Annotated in this window: 20 protein-coding genes and 1 pseudogene; 18 read left to right on the top strand and 3 right to left on the bottom strand. The window is 65.6% G+C overall.

What is annotated here, in order from left to right; translation table 11 throughout:
* Positions 1–9: 9 nt before the first annotated feature.
* From ctaD to FPJ27_RS33740, 5 genes are all read left to right on the top strand, one after another.
* On the top strand, positions 10–1,617 hold the full coding sequence (gene ctaD, locus FPJ27_RS33760; RefSeq protein WP_034179108.1) for a cytochrome c oxidase subunit I: 1,608 nt from the start codon (positions 10–12) through the stop codon (positions 1,615–1,617).
* Between the two features lie 91 nt (positions 1,618–1,708).
* Positions 1,709–1,849, top strand: coding sequence for a cytochrome oxidase small assembly protein (locus tag FPJ27_RS33755; protein WP_006760728.1), 141 nt, complete (start codon positions 1,709–1,711; stop codon positions 1,847–1,849).
* 35 nt (positions 1,850–1,884) lie between these two features.
* The gene (locus FPJ27_RS33750) at positions 1,885–2,493 is read left to right on the top strand and encodes a cytochrome c oxidase assembly protein (protein WP_204424649.1); all 609 of its coding nucleotides are present in this window, start codon (positions 1,885–1,887) and stop codon (positions 2,491–2,493) included.
* A 16-nt stretch (positions 2,494–2,509) separates the two neighbouring features.
* On the top strand, positions 2,510–2,710 hold the full coding sequence (locus FPJ27_RS33745; protein WP_047899090.1) for a DUF2970 domain-containing protein: 201 nt from the start codon (positions 2,510–2,512) through the stop codon (positions 2,708–2,710).
* Positions 2,711–2,848: 138 nt separating this feature from the next.
* On the top strand, positions 2,849–3,706 hold the full coding sequence (locus FPJ27_RS33740; protein ID WP_072437276.1) for a cytochrome c oxidase subunit 3: 858 nt from the start codon (positions 2,849–2,851) through the stop codon (positions 3,704–3,706).
* Positions 3,707–3,893: 187 nt separating this feature from the next.
* Here the strand turns inward: FPJ27_RS33740 and FPJ27_RS33735 are convergent, their stop codons facing one another.
* Positions 3,894–4,103: a twin transmembrane helix small protein gene (locus tag FPJ27_RS33735; protein WP_034179103.1), complete on the bottom strand. Its 210-nt coding sequence runs from the start codon at positions 4,101–4,103 to the stop codon at positions 3,894–3,896.
* 84 nt (positions 4,104–4,187) lie between these two features.
* Here FPJ27_RS33735 and FPJ27_RS33730 point away from each other — a divergent pair, with 84 nt between their 5' ends.
* Genes FPJ27_RS33730 through FPJ27_RS33710 form a run of 5 tightly spaced genes read left to right on the top strand, consistent with a single transcriptional unit; the run spans position 4,188 to position 8,270 of the window.
* Complete coding sequence (locus tag FPJ27_RS33730; protein ID WP_239483345.1) at positions 4,188–4,898, top strand: SURF1 family protein; 711 nt, start codon at positions 4,188–4,190, stop codon at positions 4,896–4,898.
* A gap of 60 nt (positions 4,899–4,958) precedes the next feature.
* Complete coding sequence (locus tag FPJ27_RS33725) at positions 4,959–5,585, top strand: cytochrome C oxidase subunit I (RefSeq protein ID WP_204424644.1); 627 nt, start codon at positions 4,959–4,961, stop codon at positions 5,583–5,585.
* 25 nt (positions 5,586–5,610) lie between these two features.
* Entirely contained in the window at positions 5,611–6,723 is a 1,113-nt protein-coding gene (locus tag FPJ27_RS33720) for a COX15/CtaA family protein (RefSeq protein WP_072437273.1), read from the top strand.
* An 8-nt stretch (positions 6,724–6,731) separates the two neighbouring features.
* Positions 6,732–7,634, top strand: a complete 903-nt coding sequence (gene cyoE / locus FPJ27_RS33715; RefSeq protein WP_072437272.1) for a heme o synthase — start codon at positions 6,732–6,734, stop codon at positions 7,632–7,634.
* 18 nt (positions 7,635–7,652) lie between these two features.
* Entirely contained in the window at positions 7,653–8,270 is a 618-nt protein-coding gene (locus FPJ27_RS33710; protein ID WP_072437271.1) for an SCO family protein, read from the top strand.
* Positions 8,271–8,413: 143 nt separating this feature from the next.
* Here the strand turns inward: FPJ27_RS33710 and FPJ27_RS33705 are convergent, their stop codons facing one another.
* Entirely contained in the window at positions 8,414–8,704 is a 291-nt protein-coding gene (locus FPJ27_RS33705; protein ID WP_034179097.1) for a YciI family protein, read from the bottom strand.
* Positions 8,705–8,914: 210 nt separating this feature from the next.
* On the opposite strand from FPJ27_RS33705, the gene FPJ27_RS33700 reads away from it, so the two are divergent.
* Both FPJ27_RS33700 and FPJ27_RS33695 read left to right on the top strand, forming a co-directional pair.
* Positions 8,915–10,552, top strand: a complete 1,638-nt coding sequence (locus FPJ27_RS33700) for a methyl-accepting chemotaxis protein (protein ID WP_204424642.1) — start codon at positions 8,915–8,917, stop codon at positions 10,550–10,552.
* 208 nt (positions 10,553–10,760) lie between these two features.
* Positions 10,761–11,576, top strand: coding sequence for a MetQ/NlpA family ABC transporter substrate-binding protein (locus tag FPJ27_RS33695; RefSeq protein WP_034179096.1), 816 nt, complete (start codon positions 10,761–10,763; stop codon positions 11,574–11,576).
* Between the two features lie 112 nt (positions 11,577–11,688).
* Here FPJ27_RS33695 and FPJ27_RS33690 read toward each other — a convergent pair whose 3' ends face one another.
* Positions 11,689–11,997: a VF_A0006 family four-cysteine protein gene (locus FPJ27_RS33690; protein WP_072437649.1), complete on the bottom strand. Its 309-nt coding sequence runs from the start codon at positions 11,995–11,997 to the stop codon at positions 11,689–11,691.
* A gap of 333 nt (positions 11,998–12,330) precedes the next feature.
* On the opposite strand from FPJ27_RS33690, the gene FPJ27_RS33685 reads away from it, so the two are divergent.
* The 6 genes and pseudogenes from FPJ27_RS33685 (at position 12,331) to FPJ27_RS33665 (ending at position 17,742) form a co-directional block, all read left to right on the top strand.
* Positions 12,331–13,296, top strand: a complete 966-nt coding sequence (locus tag FPJ27_RS33685; RefSeq protein WP_072437269.1) for an ABC transporter substrate-binding protein — start codon at positions 12,331–12,333, stop codon at positions 13,294–13,296.
* Positions 13,297–13,434: 138 nt separating this feature from the next.
* Positions 13,435–14,331, top strand: a complete 897-nt coding sequence (locus FPJ27_RS33680; RefSeq protein ID WP_072437268.1) for an ABC transporter permease — start codon at positions 13,435–13,437, stop codon at positions 14,329–14,331.
* 1 nt (position 14,332) lies between these two features.
* A complete protein-coding gene (locus tag FPJ27_RS33675) occupies positions 14,333–15,127 on the top strand; it encodes an ABC transporter ATP-binding protein (RefSeq protein ID WP_072437267.1) in 795 nt (264 codons plus the stop codon).
* A gap of 119 nt (positions 15,128–15,246) precedes the next feature.
* Positions 15,247–15,516 (top strand): annotated as a pseudogene (locus tag FPJ27_RS36950) (hypothetical protein); the annotation flags it as partial.
* Between the two features lie 273 nt (positions 15,517–15,789).
* The gene (locus FPJ27_RS33670; protein WP_204424640.1) at positions 15,790–16,086 is read left to right on the top strand and encodes a hypothetical protein; all 297 of its coding nucleotides are present in this window, start codon (positions 15,790–15,792) and stop codon (positions 16,084–16,086) included.
* A gap of 12 nt (positions 16,087–16,098) precedes the next feature.
* Entirely contained in the window at positions 16,099–17,742 is a 1,644-nt protein-coding gene (locus FPJ27_RS33665; protein ID WP_204424637.1) for a DUF2334 domain-containing protein, read from the top strand.
* Positions 17,743–17,787: the final 45 nt, after the last annotated feature.

The following is a 17,787-nucleotide window of genomic DNA, read 5'->3' as shown; positions in this document are numbered from 1 at the left end:
GAGATTCTCATGTCTAGCATCGGGCACGACGTAGCCGCGGACCACGCGCACGACGACCACGCGCACGAAATGCCGCACGGCTGGCGGCGCTGGCTGTTCGCCACCAACCACAAGGACATCGGTACGCTGTACCTGCTGTTCTCGTTCATCATGTTCCTGTCGGGCGGCGTGATGGCGCTCGGCATCCGTGCCGAACTGTTCGAGCCGGGCCTGCAGATCATGCGTCCGGAGTTCTTCAACGAACTCACGACGATGCACGGCCTGATCATGGTGTTCGGCGCGATCATGCCGGCGTTCGTCGGCTTCGCGAACTGGATGATTCCGCTGCAGATCGGCGCGTCCGACATGGCGTTCGCGCGGATGAACAACTTCAGCTTCTGGCTGCTGCCGGTCGCGGCAGTGCTGCTGGTCGGCTCGTTCTTCGCGCCGGGCGGCGCGACGGCCGCCGGCTGGACGCTGTACGCGCCGCTGTCGACGCAGATGGGCCCGGGCATGGACTTCGCGATCTTCGCGGTGCACATCATGGGCGCGTCGTCGATCATGGGCGGGATCAACATCGTCGTGACGATCCTGAACATGCGCGCGCCGGGCATGACGCTGATGAAGATGCCGATGTTCGCGTGGACGTGGCTGATCACGGCCTACCTGCTGATCGCCGTGATGCCGGTTCTGGCAGGCGCGATCACGATGGTGCTGTTCGACCGCCACTTCGGCACGTCGTTCTTCAACGCGGCAGGCGGCGGCGACCCGGTGATGTACCAGCACATCTTCTGGTTCTTCGGCCACCCCGAGGTGTACATCATGATTCTGCCGGCGTTCGGGATCGTGTCGCAGGTGATCCCGGCGTTCTCGCGCAAGACGCTGTTCGGCTATAGCTCGATGGTGTACGCGACGGCTTCGATCGCGATCCTGTCGTTCATGGTCTGGGCGCACCACATGTTCGCCACGGGCATGCCGGTCACCGGTCAGCTGTTCTTCATGTACGCGACGATGCTGATCGCCGTGCCGACGGGCGTGAAGGTGTTCAACTGGCTCGCGACGATGTGGCGCGGTTCGATGACGCTCGAAACCCCGATGCTGTTCGCGATCGGCTTCCTGTTCGTGTTCACGTTCGGCGGCCTGACGGGCCTGATGCTCGCGATGGCGCCGCTCGACATCCAGTATCACGGCACCTACTTCGTGGTGGCGCACTTCCACTACGTGCTGGTGGCCGGCTCGCTGTTCGCGCTGTTCTCGGGCTGGTACTACTGGGCGCCGAAGTGGACGGGCTGGATGTACAACGAGACGCGCGGCAAGATCCACTTCTGGGCGTCGATGATCTTCTTCAACCTGACGTTCTTCCCGATGCACTTCGTCGGCCTCGCGGGCATGCCGCGCCGCTATGCGGACTACCCGGCGCAGTTCACGGACTTCAACCAGGTCGCGACGATCGGCGCATTCGGCTTCGGCCTCGCGCAGGTGTACTTCCTGTTCGCGGTCGCGCTGCCGGCCTACCGTGGCGGCGGCGACCTGGAAAAGGCGTCGGACAAGCCGTGGGACGGCGCGACGGGCCTCGAGTGGACGGTGCCGAGCCCGGCTCCGTTCCACACGTTCGAGCAACCGCCGCACGTCGAGTAAGTTTCACAGTGCGCTTAGCCGCTGCCTGCCGCGCAGGCAGGCGCGGCGGGCGCCGAATCGAAGTTTCAGCGAAGTTTGAGCGAAGTTTTAGATGAATCGGAATCCACAAGAAAGACGAACGCCCGAGCAGATTCGCGCGGGCAACAAGCGGCTCGGCCTCATCCTGCTCGTCATCGCCGCCGTTTTTTTTGTGGGTGTCGTGATCAAGCAGTGGTGGCTGTCCACTCACTGATGCAGTAACTGACGCAGTAGCGAGGAAGTTGTCGTATGTCGAAGCCGGAAGAGGGCGCCGTCGATCGCGCGTTCAATCGTTCGATGCTGGTGAAGCTCTTCGTCGTGGCCGGGCTGATGTTCGGGTTCGGCTTCGCGCTGATCCCGATGTATCGGGCGATCTGCCAGATCACCGGCATCAACAACCTGGTGCAGCGCGACGTCAGCGAGCGCGAGGTGAAGAACTCGCAGGTCGACACCAGCCGCACGGTGTCGGTCGAGTTCGATGCGAACGCGCGCGGCCCGCTCGGTTTCAAGCCGGAGCACAACAGCCTCGACGTGCATCCGGGCGAGCTGACGACGATCGTGTACGACGTGACGAACGGGCAGGGCCGGCCGGTCGTTGCGCAGGCGATTCCGAGCTACGCGCCGAAGCAGGCGACGGAGTTCTTCAAGAAGATCGAATGCTTTTGCTTCACGCAGCAGACGCTGGCCGCGAACGAGTCGCGCAAGATGCCGGTGGTGTTCGTGATCGATCCGAAACTGCCGAAGGACGTGAAGACGATCACGCTGTCGTACACGTTCTTCGAGCTCAATACGCCGGCCGCGCCGGCGCCGGCGACGCGCAGTACCGCGACGCAGGGCGCGGCGAAGCCGGATGCGTGACGACGGAGAAGGGGTGATGACGGAGGGCAAGCGGGGCGGGTCGTTCGGCCAGGCGGTGAAAGCGGTGCTGTGGTCGTTCTTCGGGGTGCGCAAGCGGCGCGACCTGGAGGCCGACGCGACGCAGCTCAATCCGCTGCACGTGCTGATCGTCGCGTTGATCGCGGCCGGCGTGTTCATCGGCGTGCTGATCCTGATCGTGCGTGCCGTCGTGGGCTGAGGCCCGCGGCCACGAAAGAATGCAGTGCGCAGCGCCGCGGCGCTGCGTGCAGGAAAGAGCGGTGGCGGTCGTGCCGCGCAAGAAATAAAGCCGGAGCGGTTTCCGGTACACAAATTGGACTGAAGTGGAGAATCAAGCATGAGCGGTCAAAACCAGACCCCGTACTATTTCGTGCCGCATCCGTCGCAGCATCCGATCAGCGCGGCCGTCGGCCTGCTGGTCATGCTCGGATCGGTGGCGCTGTGGATCAACGGTCACGACTGGGCGCCGTTTACGGCGCTGCTCGGCCTGCTGTGGTTGCTCTTCACGCTGTATCACTGGTTCGGCGACGCGATCGCCGAATCGGAAGGCGGTCATTACGGCAAGAACGTCGACAAGTCGTACCGCTGGAGCATGAGCTGGTTCATCTTCTCCGAAGTCATGTTCTTCGGCGCGTTCTTCGGCGCGCTGTTCTATGCGCGCGAAATCGCGCTGCACCAGCTCGGCAGCCTCGACTACAAGCTGATCTGGCCGGACTTCTCCGCCGTGTGGCCGAACGAAGGCCCCGCCGCGCTCGCCGGTCACTTCAAGACGATGGGCCCGTGGCCGGTCCCGACGATCAACACGGCATTCCTGCTGTCGTCGGGCGTGACGCTGACGATCTCGCACCACGCGCTGCGCGACGATCATCGCAAGAAGGCGATCGCATGGCTGGCCGCGACGCTCGCGTTCGGTATCTGCTTCCTGTTCCTGCAGGGTTTCGAGTACTTCCACGCGTACAACGAACTGAACCTGACGCTGAACTCGGGCGTGTACGGTTCGACGTTCTTCCTGCTGACCGGCTTCCACGGCTTCCACGTGTTCCTCGGCGGCACGATGCTCGCGGTGGTGCTGGTGCGGATGATCCGCGGCCACTTCAAGCCCGATCACCACTTCGCATTCGAAGGCGCCGCGTGGTACTGGCACTTCGTCGACGTCGTCTGGCTCGGCCTGTACGTCGTCGTCTACTGGCTGTAAATGGAAAAACGGCCCGCGCAGCAATGCGCGGGCCGTTTTCATTGGTGTCGGCCCGGCAGTTGCGAGCCGACACCACCCTGGCGCCGCCGCGACTCAGTCAGGCGGCGCTTTTACTTGGTGGCGCGGTCGTGCGGCTAAATGTCACAGCGTGTCACATCGGTTGCCGCAGGCCGCGGCGGCAAATGCGTCAACGCCCGATCGGCAGGCCGGTCGAATGGATCCAGCCCATCCAGTTCGCGAGCAGGATGAACAGGAACAGCGAGACCGACAGCCCGACGCGGGTGGCGAGCGACCAGACCATGCGTTTCGTGTGGCCGCGGTCGTGCATCATGAAGTAGAGCGCCGAGCCCATGCTGGCGATGATGAGGACGAAGGCGATGGGAACGAGTATGTGCATGACGCGAACCGGACGACGGCAATTCGAAAGGAAGGGGATAATTATCGCATTTCGCTTTCGCGAATGTGCCCGGCGGGCCGCACGATGAAGATTCGCTGGCTGCCTGCGCTGCTGATTCTCGTCGTCGTCGCCGTCACGATCCGTCTCGGTTTCTGGCAGCGCGACCGCGCGCACCAGAAGGAAGCGCTGCAGGCGAGCATCGTGCGCTACGAGCATGCGGCGCCGGTCGATGTCGGCGCGCGGCCGATTCCGCTCGCGTCGATCGAGTTTCATCGCGTGCGTGCGAAGGGCCGCTTCCTGCCCGAGCAAGCGGTGTTTCTCGACAATCGGCCGTATAACGACCAGCCGGGTTTTTACGTCGTGATGCCGTTTAAACTCACGGGCGGCGGTGTCGTGCTCGTCAACCGCGGCTGGCTGCCGCGCAACATCGCCGATCGCACGGCGATCGAGTCGTTCGCGACGCCCGCGGGCGACGTCGAGATCGTGGGCATCGCGCGCGCCGACGCGTCGCGTGCGTTCGAGCTCGGCGAAGGCGGGTCGGCAGCGCACCAGAAGATCCGGCAGAACCTGGACGTTGCCGCGTATGCGAAGGAAACCGGGCTGCCGCTGCAGCCGTTCGTGATCCAGCAGACGAGCGACGGCGGCGACAAGCTCGTGCGCGACTGGCCGGCGGCGACGACCGGCGTCGAGCGCAATTACGGTTACATGTTTCAGTGGTGGGCCATGGCGGCGGCCGCGCTCGGCTTCGGCCTGTACGCCGCGCGGCGTGCGGCGAAGAAGTCGGCCGGCGCGTGAGCGCCATGCCAGGACGCGGCGCACGCGCCGCGGGTTCGTTTCGAGAGGTCTGATTTGTCCATGCAATCTTCCCGTCAGGGTCCGGCCGCTGCGCCAATTTCACCTGCGGCCCGCAAGCGCGGCCGCTGGATGCTCGTGCTGCTGGGTCTCGTGTGCGCGGCGCCGATGTTCGCGTCGTACTTCACCTATTACGTGATCAAGCCGAAGGGCGGTTCGACCAACTACGGCACGCTGATCGAGCCGCAGCGGCCGATCCCGGCCGATCTGCAGGTCACCGACGAAACCGGCAAGACGGTGCCGCTGTCGTCGCTGCGCGGCGTGTGGCTGTTCGTGATGACGGATCGCAGCGCGTGCGACGACGCGTGCGCGAAGAAGCTCTATTTCATGCGCCAGATCCGCGTCACGCAGGCCGGCGAACGGCACCGGCTCACGATGGTATGGCTGCGCAGCGATGCGGGCGCGATGCCGCAGAAGGTGCTGGAAGCCTATCCGGACACGCGCCGGCTCGTCGCCGATCCGGCCGCGGTGGCCGCGTGGCTGCCGGCCGACGCCGGCACGAAGGACAGCGACCACATCTACATGGTCGATCCGAACGGCAACCTGATGATGCGTTTCCCGAAAGACCCGAATCCCAGCAAGATCAAGGCGGACGTGACGAAGCTGCTGAAGTGGTCGAGCATCGGCTAAGGCGAGAGAGCGAGGCACCATTCCGATGTCGTATCTACTGCAACTCGGCCTGATCGGCTTCTGCATCGCGCTGCTGCCGCTGTCGTACGTGTGGGTGAAGGCCGACGACGACAAGTTCCGCAAGCTCGTGTGGATCACCACGTTCCTGACCCTCGACCTGGTGATGTTCGGCGGCTTCACGCGGCTGACCGATTCGGGGCTCGGCTGCCCCGACTGGCCCGGCTGCTACGGCACGTCGTCGCCGTTCATCGCGCATGCCGCGATCACGGCCGCGCATCAGGCGATGCCGACGGGCCCCGTCAGCATGACGAAGGCGTGGATCGAGATGATCCACCGCTATTTCGCGATGGCGATCGGCGTGCTGATCATCGCGCAGGTCGTGATCGCATGGGCCGCGCGGCTGCGTCGCCGCCCGCTGCACGTGTCGCCGTGGTGGCCGACGAGCCTGCTGCTGCTGATCGTCGTGCAGGGCGTGTTCGGCGCATGGACGGTCACGATGAAGCTGCAGCCGGTAATCGTCACGATCCACCTGCTGCTCGGCCTCACGCTGCTCGGCACGCTCGGCTGGCTCGCGGCGCGGCAGACGCCGCTGCCGTCTCACGACCCGGAGGCCGGGCGCTATCGCGCGGCCGCGCTCGCGGCGCTCGTGCTGCTGGTCGTGCAGATCGCGCTCGGCGGCTGGGTGAGCACCAACTACGCGGTGCTCGCGTGTACCGATTTCCCGACCTGCAACGGCCAGTGGATTCCGCCGATGGACTTCGGGCACGGCTTCCACCTGTGGCGCGCGCTCGGGATGACGAAGGACGGCGACGCGATCACGCAGGACGCGCTGGTCGCGATCCACTGGACGCACCGCACGTTCGCGTTCGTCGTGGTCGCGTACCTGATCGCGTTCGCGTTGAAGATGCGCCGCTTCGAATCGTTGCGGCGGCCCGCGAACGGCGTGCTGCTGGTCGTCCTGCTGCAGTTCGTGACGGGCCTGACCAACATCGTGCTGCAGTGGCCGCTGCCGGTCGCCGTCGCGCACAACGGCGGTGCCGCGATCCTGCTGCTGCTCGTCGTCATGTTAAACTTTCGCATCCTTTCAAGTCGCCCCGGCCGTGTCGCGCAGCCCGCGCGCGACGCCGCCCCGGCGTGACCGCCCCCATGCAAAGCACCCTGTCCCAATCGCCCGGTAGCCGCTTTTCCCAGTACATGGCGCTGACGAAGCCGCGTGTCACGCAGCTCGCGGTGTTCTGCGCGGTGATCGGCATGTTCCTCGCGACGCCGGGCATGGTGCCGTGGCATGTGCTGATCGGCGGCACGGTCGGCATCTGGCTGCTGGCCGGCGCCGCATTCGCGATCAACTGCCTCGTCGAACAGAAGATCGACGCGATGATGCGCCGTACCGCATGGCGCCCGTCCGCGCGCGGCGAGATCACGACGCCGCAGATCCTGGTGTTCTCGGCCGTGCTCGGCAGCGCCGGTGCATGGACGCTCTATACGTTCACGAACCCGCTGACGATGTGGCTGACGATCGCGACGTTCGTCGGCTATGCGGTGATCTACACGCTGCTGCTCAAGCCGATGACGCCGCAGAACATCGTGATCGGCGGCGCGTCGGGCGCGATGCCGCCGGCGCTCGGGTGGGCCGCGGTCACCGGCGCGGTGCCCGGCGACGCGTGGATCCTCGTGCTGATCATCTTCGTGTGGACGCCGCCGCATTTCTGGGTGCTCGCGCTCTATCGCCGCAAGGATTACGAGAGCGCGGGGCTGCCGATGCTGCCCGTCACGCACGGCGAGAAGTTCACGCGGCTGCATATCCTGCTGTACACGGTGATCCTGTTCGCGGTCACGCTGATGCCGTTCATCTCCGGGATGAGCGGGGCTGTCTACCTGACGAGCGCGGTGCTGCTCGGCGCAGTGTTCCTCGCGTATGCGTGGAAGATCTACCGCGACTATTCGGACGCACTCGCCCGCAAGGCCTTCCGCTATTCGATCGTCTATCTGTCGCTGCTGTTCGCCGCGCTGCTCGTCGATCACTATGCACGCCCGCTGCTCGGCGTGTAACCGCACGGTTTGAACGCAATGCTCCAATCACGGTTCGGGCGCCGCGCGCGCCAAGGCTGGATGCTCGCGTGCGCATTCACGGCAGCGCTGCTGCTCGCCGGATGCGACAACGCGCCGAAATTCCAGAATCTCGACATCACCGGCAACACGCAGTTCGGCAACGACTTCTCGCTGCCCGATACGGCCGGCAAGGTGCGCACGCTCGCAGACTTCAAGGGCCGTGCCGTCGTGATGTTCTTCGGCTATACGCACTGCCCGGACGTGTGCCCGACGACGATGGCCGAACTGTCCGAGGCGCTGAAGCAGCTCGGGCCCGATGCCGCGAAGCGCGTGCAGGTGCTGTTCGTCACCGTCGATCCGGAACGCGACACGCCGGCGCTGCTCGGCCAGTACGTGCCCGCGTTCGATCCGTCGTTCATCGGCCTGCGGCCGGCCGACGAAGCGGCGCTGAAGAAGGTCACGAAGGATTTCCGCGTGTACTACGCGAAAGTGCCCGGCAAGACGCCCGGCAGCTACACGATGGACCACACCGCCGCGAGCTACGTGTTCGATCGCGACGGCAAGCTCCGCCTGTTCGTGCGCGACGGCCAGGGCCCCGGCCCGTGGGTCCACGACCTGAAGCTGCTGGTCGACTGACCGGCATTCGCCGGGCGCCCGGCCCGGCGTTTCGCGTGTCGGCCGTATTGCGCCGTCACGCTTTCCCCCTTCCCTTTTCGTGTGCATGCGCTGCCCGCCGCGCGGCGCGTCGGCGCGCGCCTGCGTGCCACGCAGGAGCCGCGTTACGGCAGCGCCGGCACGTTGAAGCCGGACGCGGCGCGCGTGATCCGGAATTCCGTCACGCGATACGTCGCGAGCCCCTCGGTGACGAACGGGTCGGTCTTCAGGATCGCGTCGAGTTCGTCGCGATCGATGCGGGCCGCGAGGATCACGCCGCCTTCGCGCGGCACCTTCGGCCCCGCCGCGATGAAGATGCCCTTGTCGAACAGCGGCTGCAGATATGCACGGTGGCGTTCGAGCGCGTCGTCGATGCGCTCGAGCGATGCGGTGTAGTGGATGTCGATGACGTACATGGATGGCCCCGGAATGGCGCCGGCGCGTCGCGCGCCGGCCAGCCGGTCTTTGTAGCACAGCGGATGCGGGCTGTCGCGCCGGGGCCGTCCGTTCCGCATCGGCGCGTATTCAAGTTGTAAGCCTCGTTGCCGTAAATGCAAGGGCAACCGTTTGCGCGCGGCAGGCCGTTCGTGCGCATCGTGTGCACCGACATCGATAAAGGCACGCAGATGAGCAGAATGAGTTTGAACCGCAAGCTGTGGCTCGCGCTTGCGCTGGTATGGATCGGTCTGCTGGGCGTCGGCGCCTGGAGCGCCTACGAGACGCGCGCGACGATGCTCGCCGAACGCAAGGCCGGCATCGCGAATCTCGTCGACTCGGCGGCCGGCATCGTGACGGCGTATCACGCGCTTGCGCAGAGCGGCACGCTGCCCGAGGCCGACGCGAAGCGCGACGCGCTCGCGAGCCTTGCCGCGATGCGCTACGGCGATTCGGGCTACGTGTTCGTGATGGACTCGAAACCGGTCGTGCTGATGCATCCGACGCTGCCGAAGCTGGTCGGCACGCAGGTCGGCGACTATCTCGATCCGGACGGCAAGCCGCTGTTCGTCACGATCCTGAACGCCGCGAAGGCGACCGGCAGCGGCTTCGCCGAATATCGCGGGCGGCTGCCGCACAGCGAAACCGCCGTGCCGAAGATCAGCTACGTCACGCGGTTCGCGCCGTGGGACTGGAACATCTCGAGCGGCGTGTTCCTGAAGGACATCGACACCATCTACTACCGCACGCTGCTCGGCCACCTCGCGGTCGTGTTCGTGATCGGCTTCGTGATCAGCACGGCGATGCTGGTGATCATCCGCAACGTGCGCGCCAGCCTCGGCGGCGAGCCCGACGAAGCGGCCGCGCTCGCGACGCGCATCGCGCAGGGCGACCTGACGCAGCCGGTGCCCGTGCGCGCGGGCGACCGCACGAGCATGATGGCCGCGATGCGCGACATGCAGGCACGGCTGCAGGCGACGATCGGCGGGATTCGCCAGTCGGCCGAATCGATCGCGTCGGCGAGCCGGGAGATCTCGGCCGGCAACGACGACCTGTCGCAGCGCACCGAGGAGCAGGCCGCGTCGCTGGAGGAAACGGCCGCGAGCATGGAGCAGCTGACCGCGACGGTGAAGCAGAACGCCGACAACGCGCGGCAGGCGAGCGGGCTCGCGAACAACGCGTCGGACATCGCGCGCACGGGGAGCGACGTCGTGAACCGCGTGATCGGCACGATGGGCGAGATCGACGACAGCTCGCGCAAGATCGCCGACATCATCGGCGTGATCGAGGGCATCGCATTCCAGACCAACATCCTCGCGCTGAACGCGGCGGTCGAGGCCGCGCGTGCGGGCGAGCAGGGCCGCGGCTTCGCGGTGGTCGCGGGCGAGGTGCGCTCGCTCGCGCAGCGCAGCGCGACGGCCGCGAAGGAGATCCGCGCGTTGATCGTCGACTCGGTCGAGCGCGTGCGCAACGGTTCGACGCTGGTCGGCCAGGCCGGCACGACGATGGGCGAGATCCTGCAGGCCGTCGCGCGCGTGACCGACATCATGGGCGAGATCGCGGCCGCGTCCGAGGAGCAGGCGAGCGGCATCACGCAGGTCGGGCGCGCGGTCACGCAGATGGACCAGGTGACGCAGCAGAACGCGGCGCTCGTCGAGGAAGCCGCGGCCGCCGCCGCGTCGCTGCAGGAACAGGCCGCGCGGCTGCGCGACGCGGTCGGCGCGTTCCGGGTCGGCGATGCCGGCGGCATATCGTCGCGGCGGGCCGGCGAGCGGGCGGCCGAACCCGCGTTCGGCACGAAGGCGGCCGACGGCGCAGTGGTGGCGTGACGCGTACGGCCGAGGCCGATGCGCGATAGGCGAGACGCAACTAACGGCCAAGCCGCGCATCCGTCGCCGGCACCGCTGCGGTGCATACCCATATGAGCGGGATGTATTTCACTTCCCGCCGATCCTGTGACACCATTTGCCCCTTCCAGCGAGTCGGGGGATACCCGTATCGCGCCCCATTTCCAGTAAGCAAGAAAGCGAGAAACAGATGAAGCGTCGCAGTCTCCTGAAGGTATTTTCCGTGCTGGCCGCCGGTGCAGCGCTGACGCTGTCGGCGGGCGCGCACGCCGAGGACAAGGTGATCAAGGTCGGCACGGTCGCCGGCCCGGATGCGGAAGTGTGGCAGCTCGTGCAGAAGGTCGCGAAGGAGAAGGAAGGCCTGAACGTGAAGGTCATCGAGTTCAACGACTACGTGCAGCCGAACGCGGCGCTCGACTCGGGCGACCTCGACGCGAACAGCTTCCAGCACCAGCCCTACCTCGACAGCCAGGTGAAGCAGCGCGGCTACAAGATCGTCAGCGCGGGCCTGACCTACATCTCGCCGATCGGCGTGTATTCGAAGAAGTTCAAGTCGCTGAAGGACCTGCCGCAAGGCGCGAAGCTCGCGGTGCCGAACGATCCGTCGAACGAGAACCGCGCGCTGCTGCTGCTGCAGACGCAAGGCGTGATCAAGCTGAAGTCGGGCGCCGGCACGGGCGGCAACAACGCGACGGTGCTCGACATCGCCGAGAACCCGAAGAAGCTGAAGATCTCCGAGCTCGACGCCGCGCAACTGCCGCGCGTGCTGTCGGACGTCGACGCGGCCGTGATCAACACGAACTACGCGCTGGCCGCGAACCTGCAGCCGACCAAGGACGCGATCGCGCTCGAAGCGCTGACGAGCCCGTACGCGAACCTGATCGCCGTGCGCGCGAAGGACAAGGATCAGCCGTGGGTGAAGAAGCTGGTCAAGGCGTACCAGTCGCCGGAAGTGCGGGAATTCATCAAGAAGCAGTTCAAGGGCTCGATGGTCGCGTCGTTCTGAACGCCGCACACCGGTCGGACCGCTGAACGAAAAGGGCCTGCGTCGCGCGCAGGCCCTTTTTCATTGGCGCGGCCGGTGGACGGCCGCGCGGTGCGCCGCGTTCGATGCCGGATTACATGTCGCCGCGCCGCGAGCAGATCGCCATGATCTGCTGGATCGCATAGTTGTCGCGCACACCCGGCAGCGATTGCACGACGCACTCGTGAAAGCGCCGCTCGCGCGGCAGCAGCATCGCGTTGTTGCGGTACAGCGCGTCGCAGGAGCGCTGGATCAGCTGGGCCGCGGCGGCGTTGCGGCTTTCGCGCAGCGCGCCGAGCATGCACTCGTCGTATTGCGCATAGCCGTCGGTCAGCGCGAACGCCGCGCCCGGCAGCGCCAGCGCGACGGCCGCGAATGCGATTGCACGGACTCCCTGTTTCATGTGCCCTCCGATGGTGTCGCCTGGGTCGGCCGACAGCATAACGTAAAGCCGTCAACGCGGCTGACGCGTTGCGCCGATGCCGGCGGGAACCGCCGCCGGCCGGGCTTCGCGCGCGGTTGCGGGCACCGGCGGGCAGCGCAATCCGGCGCGCCGGGCGAAAGCGGGGAGTCAGGCGGTGGTCTGCGGAAATGGTATCCTCGTGCGTTCGCCGCTACGCACCTTCCCGGGGTGCGCGCGGGCCGGCCGCCGCCGAGTTTTACGCGCGGCGGAGCCCGCCTGACGGCGGCGGGAATCCATCATCCAGAACCGACACAATACGGGGGAGACTCACCCATGAAGCGATTCAAGACTTTCGCGATCCGTTCGATCGCGGCCGGCGTGGCCGCACTCGCGCTGGCAGGCGCCGCGCACGCGCAGACCGTCAAGGTGCTGTCGATCGTCGACCATCCGGCGCTCGACGCGATCCGCGACGGCGTGCGCGCCGAACTGAAGGCGGAAGGCTACGGCGACGACAAGCTCAAGTGGGAATACCAGAGCGCGCAGGGCAACACGGGCACGGCCGCGCAGATCGCGCGCAAGTTCGTCGGCGACAAGCCCGACGTGATCGTCGCGATCGCGACGCCGGCCGCGCAGTCGGTCGTCGCGGCGACGAAGAGCGTGCCGGTCGTCTATTCGGGCGTGACCGATCCGGTCGCCGCGCAGCTCGTGAAGGGCTGGGGCCCGTCGGGCACCAACGTGACGGGCGTGTCCGACAAGCTGCCGCTCGATCGCCAGGTCGCGCTGATCAAGCGCGTCGTGCCGAATGCGAAGACGGTCGGCATGGTCTACAACCCGGGCGAGGCGAATTCGGTCGTCGTCGTGAAGGAGCTCAAGGAGATTCTCGCGAAGCAGGGGATGACGCTGAAGGAGGCGGCCGCACCGCGTACCGTCGACATCGGCCCGGCCGCGAAGAGCCTGATCGGCAAGGTCGACGTGATCTACACGAACACCGACAACAACGTCGTGTCCGCGTACGAAGCGCTCGTGAAGGTCGCGAACGAAGCGAAGATCCCGCTCGTCGCCGGCGACACCGACAGCGTGAAGCGCGGCGGCATCGCGGCGCTCGGCATCAACTACGGCGACCTCGGCCGCCAGACGGGCAAGGTCGTCGCGCGCATCCTGAAGGGCGAGAAGCCGGGCGCGATCGCGTCGGAGACGAGCAGCAACCTCGAGCTGTTCGCGAACACGGGCGCGGCCGCGAAGCAGGGCGTCACGCTGGCGCCGGATCTCGTCAAGGAAGCGAAGACGGTCATCAAGTAAGCCGCGGCCGACCGCCGCGCTTGCGGGCCCGATCCGGGCCCGAACGACACCGCCGGACGGGCGGCTCCCACCCGGGGCCGCCCGTTCGCTTCGCCCGGCCGTACACGTCCGGCCGGGAAGCAACAGGATTTCCCCATCATGTCTCTGTTCTCGTTTCTGGGCGCGCTGGAGATCGGCCTGATCTTCAGTCTCGTCGCCCTCGGGGTGCTGATCTCGTTTCGCATCCTCAACTTCCCCGACCTCACCGTCGACGGCAGTTTTCCGCTCGGCGGCGCCGTCGCCGCGACGCTGATCTCGGCCGGCTACGACCCGTTCTCCGCGACGGTGCTCGCGATCGTCGCGGGCGCGGCGGCCGGCTTCATCACGGGCTGGCTCAACGTGCGCCTGAAGATCATGGATCTGCTCGCCAGCATCCTGATGATGATCGCGCTGTATTCGGTGAACCTGCGGATCATGGGCCGGCCGAACGTGCCGCTGATCACCGAGCCGACGCTGTTCACCGTGCTGCAGCCCGACTGGATGCCCGACTACGTGCTGCGCCCGGCGCTGCTCGCGATCGTCGTCGTGGTCGCGAAGCTCGGCCTCGACTGGTTCTTCTCGTCGCAGCTCGGCCTCGCGATGCGCGCGACCGGCGCGAACCCGCGGATGGCGCGTGCCCAGGGCATCGCAACCGGCCGCGCGACGCTTGCCGGGATGGCGCTGTCGAACGCGCTCGTCGCGCTCGCAGGCGCCTTGTTCGCGCAGACGCAGGGCGGCGCGGACATCTCGATGGGGATCGGCACGATCGTGATCGGGCTGGCCGCGGTGATCATCGGCGAGACGCTGCTGCCCGCGCGCCGGCTGGTGCTGACGACGCTCGCCGTCGTGCTCGGGGCGATCGTCTACCGCTTCTTCATCGCGCTCGCGCTGAACAGCGAATTCATCGGCCTGAAGGCGCAGGACCTGAACCTCGTGACGGCCGCGCTCGTCACGATCGCGCTGGTGCTGCCGGCGACGCGCAAGAAGCTGTTCGCGCGCAAGAACGGAGGGGCATGACATGCTGTCCGCACAAGACCTGACACTCACGTTCAATCCCGGCACGCCGATCGAGACGCGCGCGCTGCGCGGGCTGTCGCTCGAGATTCCCGACGGCCAGTTCGTCGCGGTGATCGGCTCGAACGGCGCCGGCAAGTCGACCTTCCTCAATGCGGTCAGCGGCGACCAGCGCGTCGATGCGGGGCGCATCTCGATCGACGGCGCGGACGTCACGCGCCAGCCCGCGTGGGACCGCGCGCACCTCGTCGCGCGCGTGTTCCAGGATCCGATGGCCGGCACCTGCGAGGCGCTGACGATCGAGGAGAACATGGCGCTCGCGACGGCGCGCGGCGTGCGGCGCGGCTTCCGGGCCGCGCTCGACCGGCCGTCGCGCGAGCTGTTCCGCGACAAGCTGCGGCTCCTGAACCTCGGTCTCGAGAACCGGCTGACCGACCGGATCGGGCTGCTGTCGGGCGGCCAGCGGCAGGCCGTGAGCCTGCTGATGGCGTCGCTGCGGCCGTCGCGGATCCTGCTGCTCGACGAGCACACGGCCGCGCTCGACCCGAAGACGGCCGCGTTCGTGCTGGAACTGACCGCGCGCATCGTTGCCGAGAGCCGGCTGACGACGATGATGGTCACGCACAGCATGCGGCAGGCGCTCGACTACGGCGATCGCACGGTGATGCTGCATCAGGGACAGGTCGTGCTCGACGTGTCGGGCGACGCGCGCAAGGGGCTCGACGTGCCGGACCTGCTGCAGATGTTCGAGAAGGTGCGGCACGAGCAGCTCGACGACGACGCGTTGTTGCTGAGTTGACGTGACGGGCGGCACGCGGCGAGCCGGCGCGATGTGGTGTTGCATCGTGCCGGTTTGCGTGCCGATCCGGCCGGGTGATTCGGCGCGTGTGCGTCGCAGCGGGCCGGATGGTTGCGAGGATCGCATTCGCCGCGCTTGCGATGAACCGCGACGGTTACGGCAACCTCTGCGAATTGGTTTCGCTCGGCACGCATGCCTGGTGCAGCTCGATCACGAGCATCAGAAAGCCCCCTTAGCGCCTGCGTGGCCTGCCCGATTGCATCGCGATCCTGTCGCCAGACTTCCCGGCCAGCGCGCAGAGGCTCGAGCCCCAGGTCGAATGGGTTGCGCGCGTGTTCGGTGATCGCACATGGGCCGCGCTCACGCTGCACGCACGCGCGATGGATGACGGCAGCGACAGCGGATACGTTGCACACCTGAAACGTTTTTTTCTAAACAATTTCGGATTGCCATGGCGTGCCGACTTCGGTGCCTTGGTCCTATGCCAATTTGCGACGGTTGGTACGGTTCTAGCTTGAAAGCAAAACTGTCCGATTCCGGATTTTTATCCGGTATCAAGCACGCAACAAATAACGACATAACGCCCCGATTATGACTGGCACATCATCGTGCTCGTTTCCATAACGGGTGGAAATTATTTCGCATGCCGAAGGATGAAAATCATGCTTTCTTACCGAAATCGATATTTTCGGAACGGGCTGAGCATTGTCGGATCACTCGTCACATTAATCTCCGCGCTCGCCTTCGCCGCCGCTGTTCAGGATACGAATGCGCAGGAGAAGGGCAATTCGTCTGCCGTAAAGATCAAGCCGCCTCCGTTACCCAACGGTTCCGCCCAGGTCAAGGTGAAGCCGGGTATGTCCGACGAGGAATGGGAGAAGGCATACAAGGAGACGGGGCGCCCCAAGTTCAACTTGAAGTCCGTCAAGAAAGCCGGCGGCAACGTGCAACGCGACTAGGGAGAAACGGCCATGAAAAAGATCCTGCTTGTCATCGCCCTGCTTGCCGGACTCGCGCAAATGACGTTGCCGGGCACGGCGCACGCGCAGGTCACCACGGCACGTACGCTCGTGCTATACGATAACCCGGCCAACGACCCGTATTCGAAGCTCGGCCTGATGTACAGCATCATGTTGAGAAACCTGCTTGGCCATTTCAACGCGACAGTCGACCTGGTTCCGATACAGAACTACACGTCCGGCATGGTCGCGAACCACGACGTCACGTTCTACATCGGCGACTACTACAACAACCCGATTCCGACGGCGTTCATGAGCGACGTGATGACCGCCACGAAGACCGTGGTCTGGTTCAAATACAACTTGTGGCAGCTTGCATGGAACACGGCCTACACCTTCAACCAGACCTTCGGGTTCAGCTTTCTCGGCATTGCCGGGTTGAACGCGCCGCCTTCGTCGAGCAATCCGAATCCCGGCTTCTACGACACGGTCACGTACCAGAATCTGCCGATGGTCAAGTACTACGCCTATGACGCATCATCCGGCGCCATCAATGCGGACCCGGATGTCGGGCTGACCCAGGTCGTCGATGCCACCAAGGCGCAGGCACTCGTCACCATCAAGAACAGCAAGACCGGCGCAACCACGCCATACGTCATGCGTTCGGGCAAGCTCTGGTATTTCGCGGATGTGCCGTTTTCCTTCATCGGTCCGACAGATCGATACCTGGTGATATGCGACATCCTGCACGACATACTGCAGACCAATGCACCGGTGAATCACCGTGCGCTCGTCCGTCTGGAGGACCTCGACGCGTATACGACGACGAGTTCGATGACAACGCTGACGAATTACCTGTATTCGAAGCAGATTCCGTTCACGATGGCCACCATTCCCGTGTACACGGATCCGAACGGCTATTACACCGGCGGCGTCCCGGAGACGATCCATCTTGCGCAGGCAACGGGCCTCATGAGCGCGCTGAACTACGCGATAGCGCACGGCGGCTCGATCGTGATGCACGGCTATACGCACCAGTACGATTCGACGCCGAATCTTCTCACCGCGGTCAGCGGCAGCGACTATGAGTTCTGGTATGCGGTCCAGAACCGTCCCGTCGACGAGGACTCCGTTCAATGGGCGGCAGGCAGAATGGCCGAGGGCATCCTCGAGTTCACGACCAACGGCTACAAGGTCGTCGGCTGGGCTGCGCCGCAGTACCAGATGTCGCCGAATGCGGCGGCGGCCACTGCCCTCGAGTTTCCGACGACGTTCCAGCGGGCCGTCTACTACACTGCGACCAATCCGCAACTCGGAACGGGGGCAGCCAACCAGGATTTTTCGGCCGGGCAGTTCTTTCCGTACATCATCAACTCCGATTACTACGGACAGCGGATCATTCCGGAGAACCTGGGCAGCATCCAGTACAACATCTGCAATGTCGACCCGTTCTCGTGTATCGCGTACACATGGCAGCAACTCGTGACCAATGCGCAATACGGTTTGGCGGTGCGGGACGGTTTCGCGTCCTTCTTCTTCCATCCATACTGGCTTGAACCCGATCTCGGATTGCCGGCGTACCAGGACTTCCAGAGCCTGATCACCGGCATTACGAATCTCGGCTATACGTGGGTAGACGGCACGACTGCCAAGTGATACTGGCATGGCGGCAGCTCCGTGCGACCTTCATCGGCGCGCCCG

Origin of the sequence: Burkholderia sp. MS455, from assembly GCF_016899445.1 — a bacterium.
Taxonomy (GTDB): domain Bacteria; phylum Pseudomonadota; class Gammaproteobacteria; order Burkholderiales; family Burkholderiaceae; genus Burkholderia; species Burkholderia pyrrocinia_C.
The sequence above is the reverse complement of the archived record's forward strand: the minus strand, read 5'-3'. Positions and strand labels throughout refer to the sequence as shown.

Bases quoted from the DNA above. Each gene is read 5' to 3' on its own strand.
- ctaD (WP_034179108.1), top strand. From the start codon at position 10: ATGTCTAGCATCGGGCACGACGTAGCCGCGGACCACGCGCACGACGAC.
- FPJ27_RS33755 (WP_006760728.1), top strand. From the start codon at position 1,709: ATGAATCGGAATCCACAAGAAAGACGAACGCCCGAGCAGATTCGCGCG.
- FPJ27_RS33750 (WP_204424649.1), top strand. From the start codon at position 1,885: ATGTCGAAGCCGGAAGAGGGCGCCGTCGATCGCGCGTTCAATCGTTCG.
- FPJ27_RS33745 (WP_047899090.1), top strand. From the start codon at position 2,510: ATGACGGAGGGCAAGCGGGGCGGGTCGTTCGGCCAGGCGGTGAAAGCG.
- FPJ27_RS33740 (WP_072437276.1), top strand. From the start codon at position 2,849: ATGAGCGGTCAAAACCAGACCCCGTACTATTTCGTGCCGCATCCGTCG.
- FPJ27_RS33735 (WP_034179103.1), bottom strand. From the start codon at position 4,103: ATGCACATACTCGTTCCCATCGCCTTCGTCCTCATCATCGCCAGCATG.
- FPJ27_RS33730 (WP_239483345.1), top strand. From the start codon at position 4,188: ATGAAGATTCGCTGGCTGCCTGCGCTGCTGATTCTCGTCGTCGTCGCC.
- FPJ27_RS33725 (WP_204424644.1), top strand. From the start codon at position 4,959: ATGCAATCTTCCCGTCAGGGTCCGGCCGCTGCGCCAATTTCACCTGCG.
- FPJ27_RS33720 (WP_072437273.1), top strand. From the start codon at position 5,611: ATGTCGTATCTACTGCAACTCGGCCTGATCGGCTTCTGCATCGCGCTG.
- cyoE (WP_072437272.1), top strand. From the start codon at position 6,732: ATGCAAAGCACCCTGTCCCAATCGCCCGGTAGCCGCTTTTCCCAGTAC.
- FPJ27_RS33710 (WP_072437271.1), top strand. From the start codon at position 7,653: ATGCTCCAATCACGGTTCGGGCGCCGCGCGCGCCAAGGCTGGATGCTC.
- FPJ27_RS33705 (WP_034179097.1), bottom strand. From the start codon at position 8,704: ATGTACGTCATCGACATCCACTACACCGCATCGCTCGAGCGCATCGAC.
- FPJ27_RS33700 (WP_204424642.1), top strand. From the start codon at position 8,915: ATGAGCAGAATGAGTTTGAACCGCAAGCTGTGGCTCGCGCTTGCGCTG.
- FPJ27_RS33695 (WP_034179096.1), top strand. From the start codon at position 10,761: ATGAAGCGTCGCAGTCTCCTGAAGGTATTTTCCGTGCTGGCCGCCGGT.
- FPJ27_RS33690 (WP_072437649.1), bottom strand. From the start codon at position 11,997: ATGAAACAGGGAGTCCGTGCAATCGCATTCGCGGCCGTCGCGCTGGCG.
- FPJ27_RS33685 (WP_072437269.1), top strand. From the start codon at position 12,331: ATGAAGCGATTCAAGACTTTCGCGATCCGTTCGATCGCGGCCGGCGTG.
- FPJ27_RS33680 (WP_072437268.1), top strand. From the start codon at position 13,435: ATGTCTCTGTTCTCGTTTCTGGGCGCGCTGGAGATCGGCCTGATCTTC.
- FPJ27_RS33675 (WP_072437267.1), top strand. From the start codon at position 14,333: ATGCTGTCCGCACAAGACCTGACACTCACGTTCAATCCCGGCACGCCG.
- FPJ27_RS33670 (WP_204424640.1), top strand. From the start codon at position 15,790: ATGCTTTCTTACCGAAATCGATATTTTCGGAACGGGCTGAGCATTGTC.
- FPJ27_RS33665 (WP_204424637.1), top strand. From the start codon at position 16,099: ATGAAAAAGATCCTGCTTGTCATCGCCCTGCTTGCCGGACTCGCGCAA.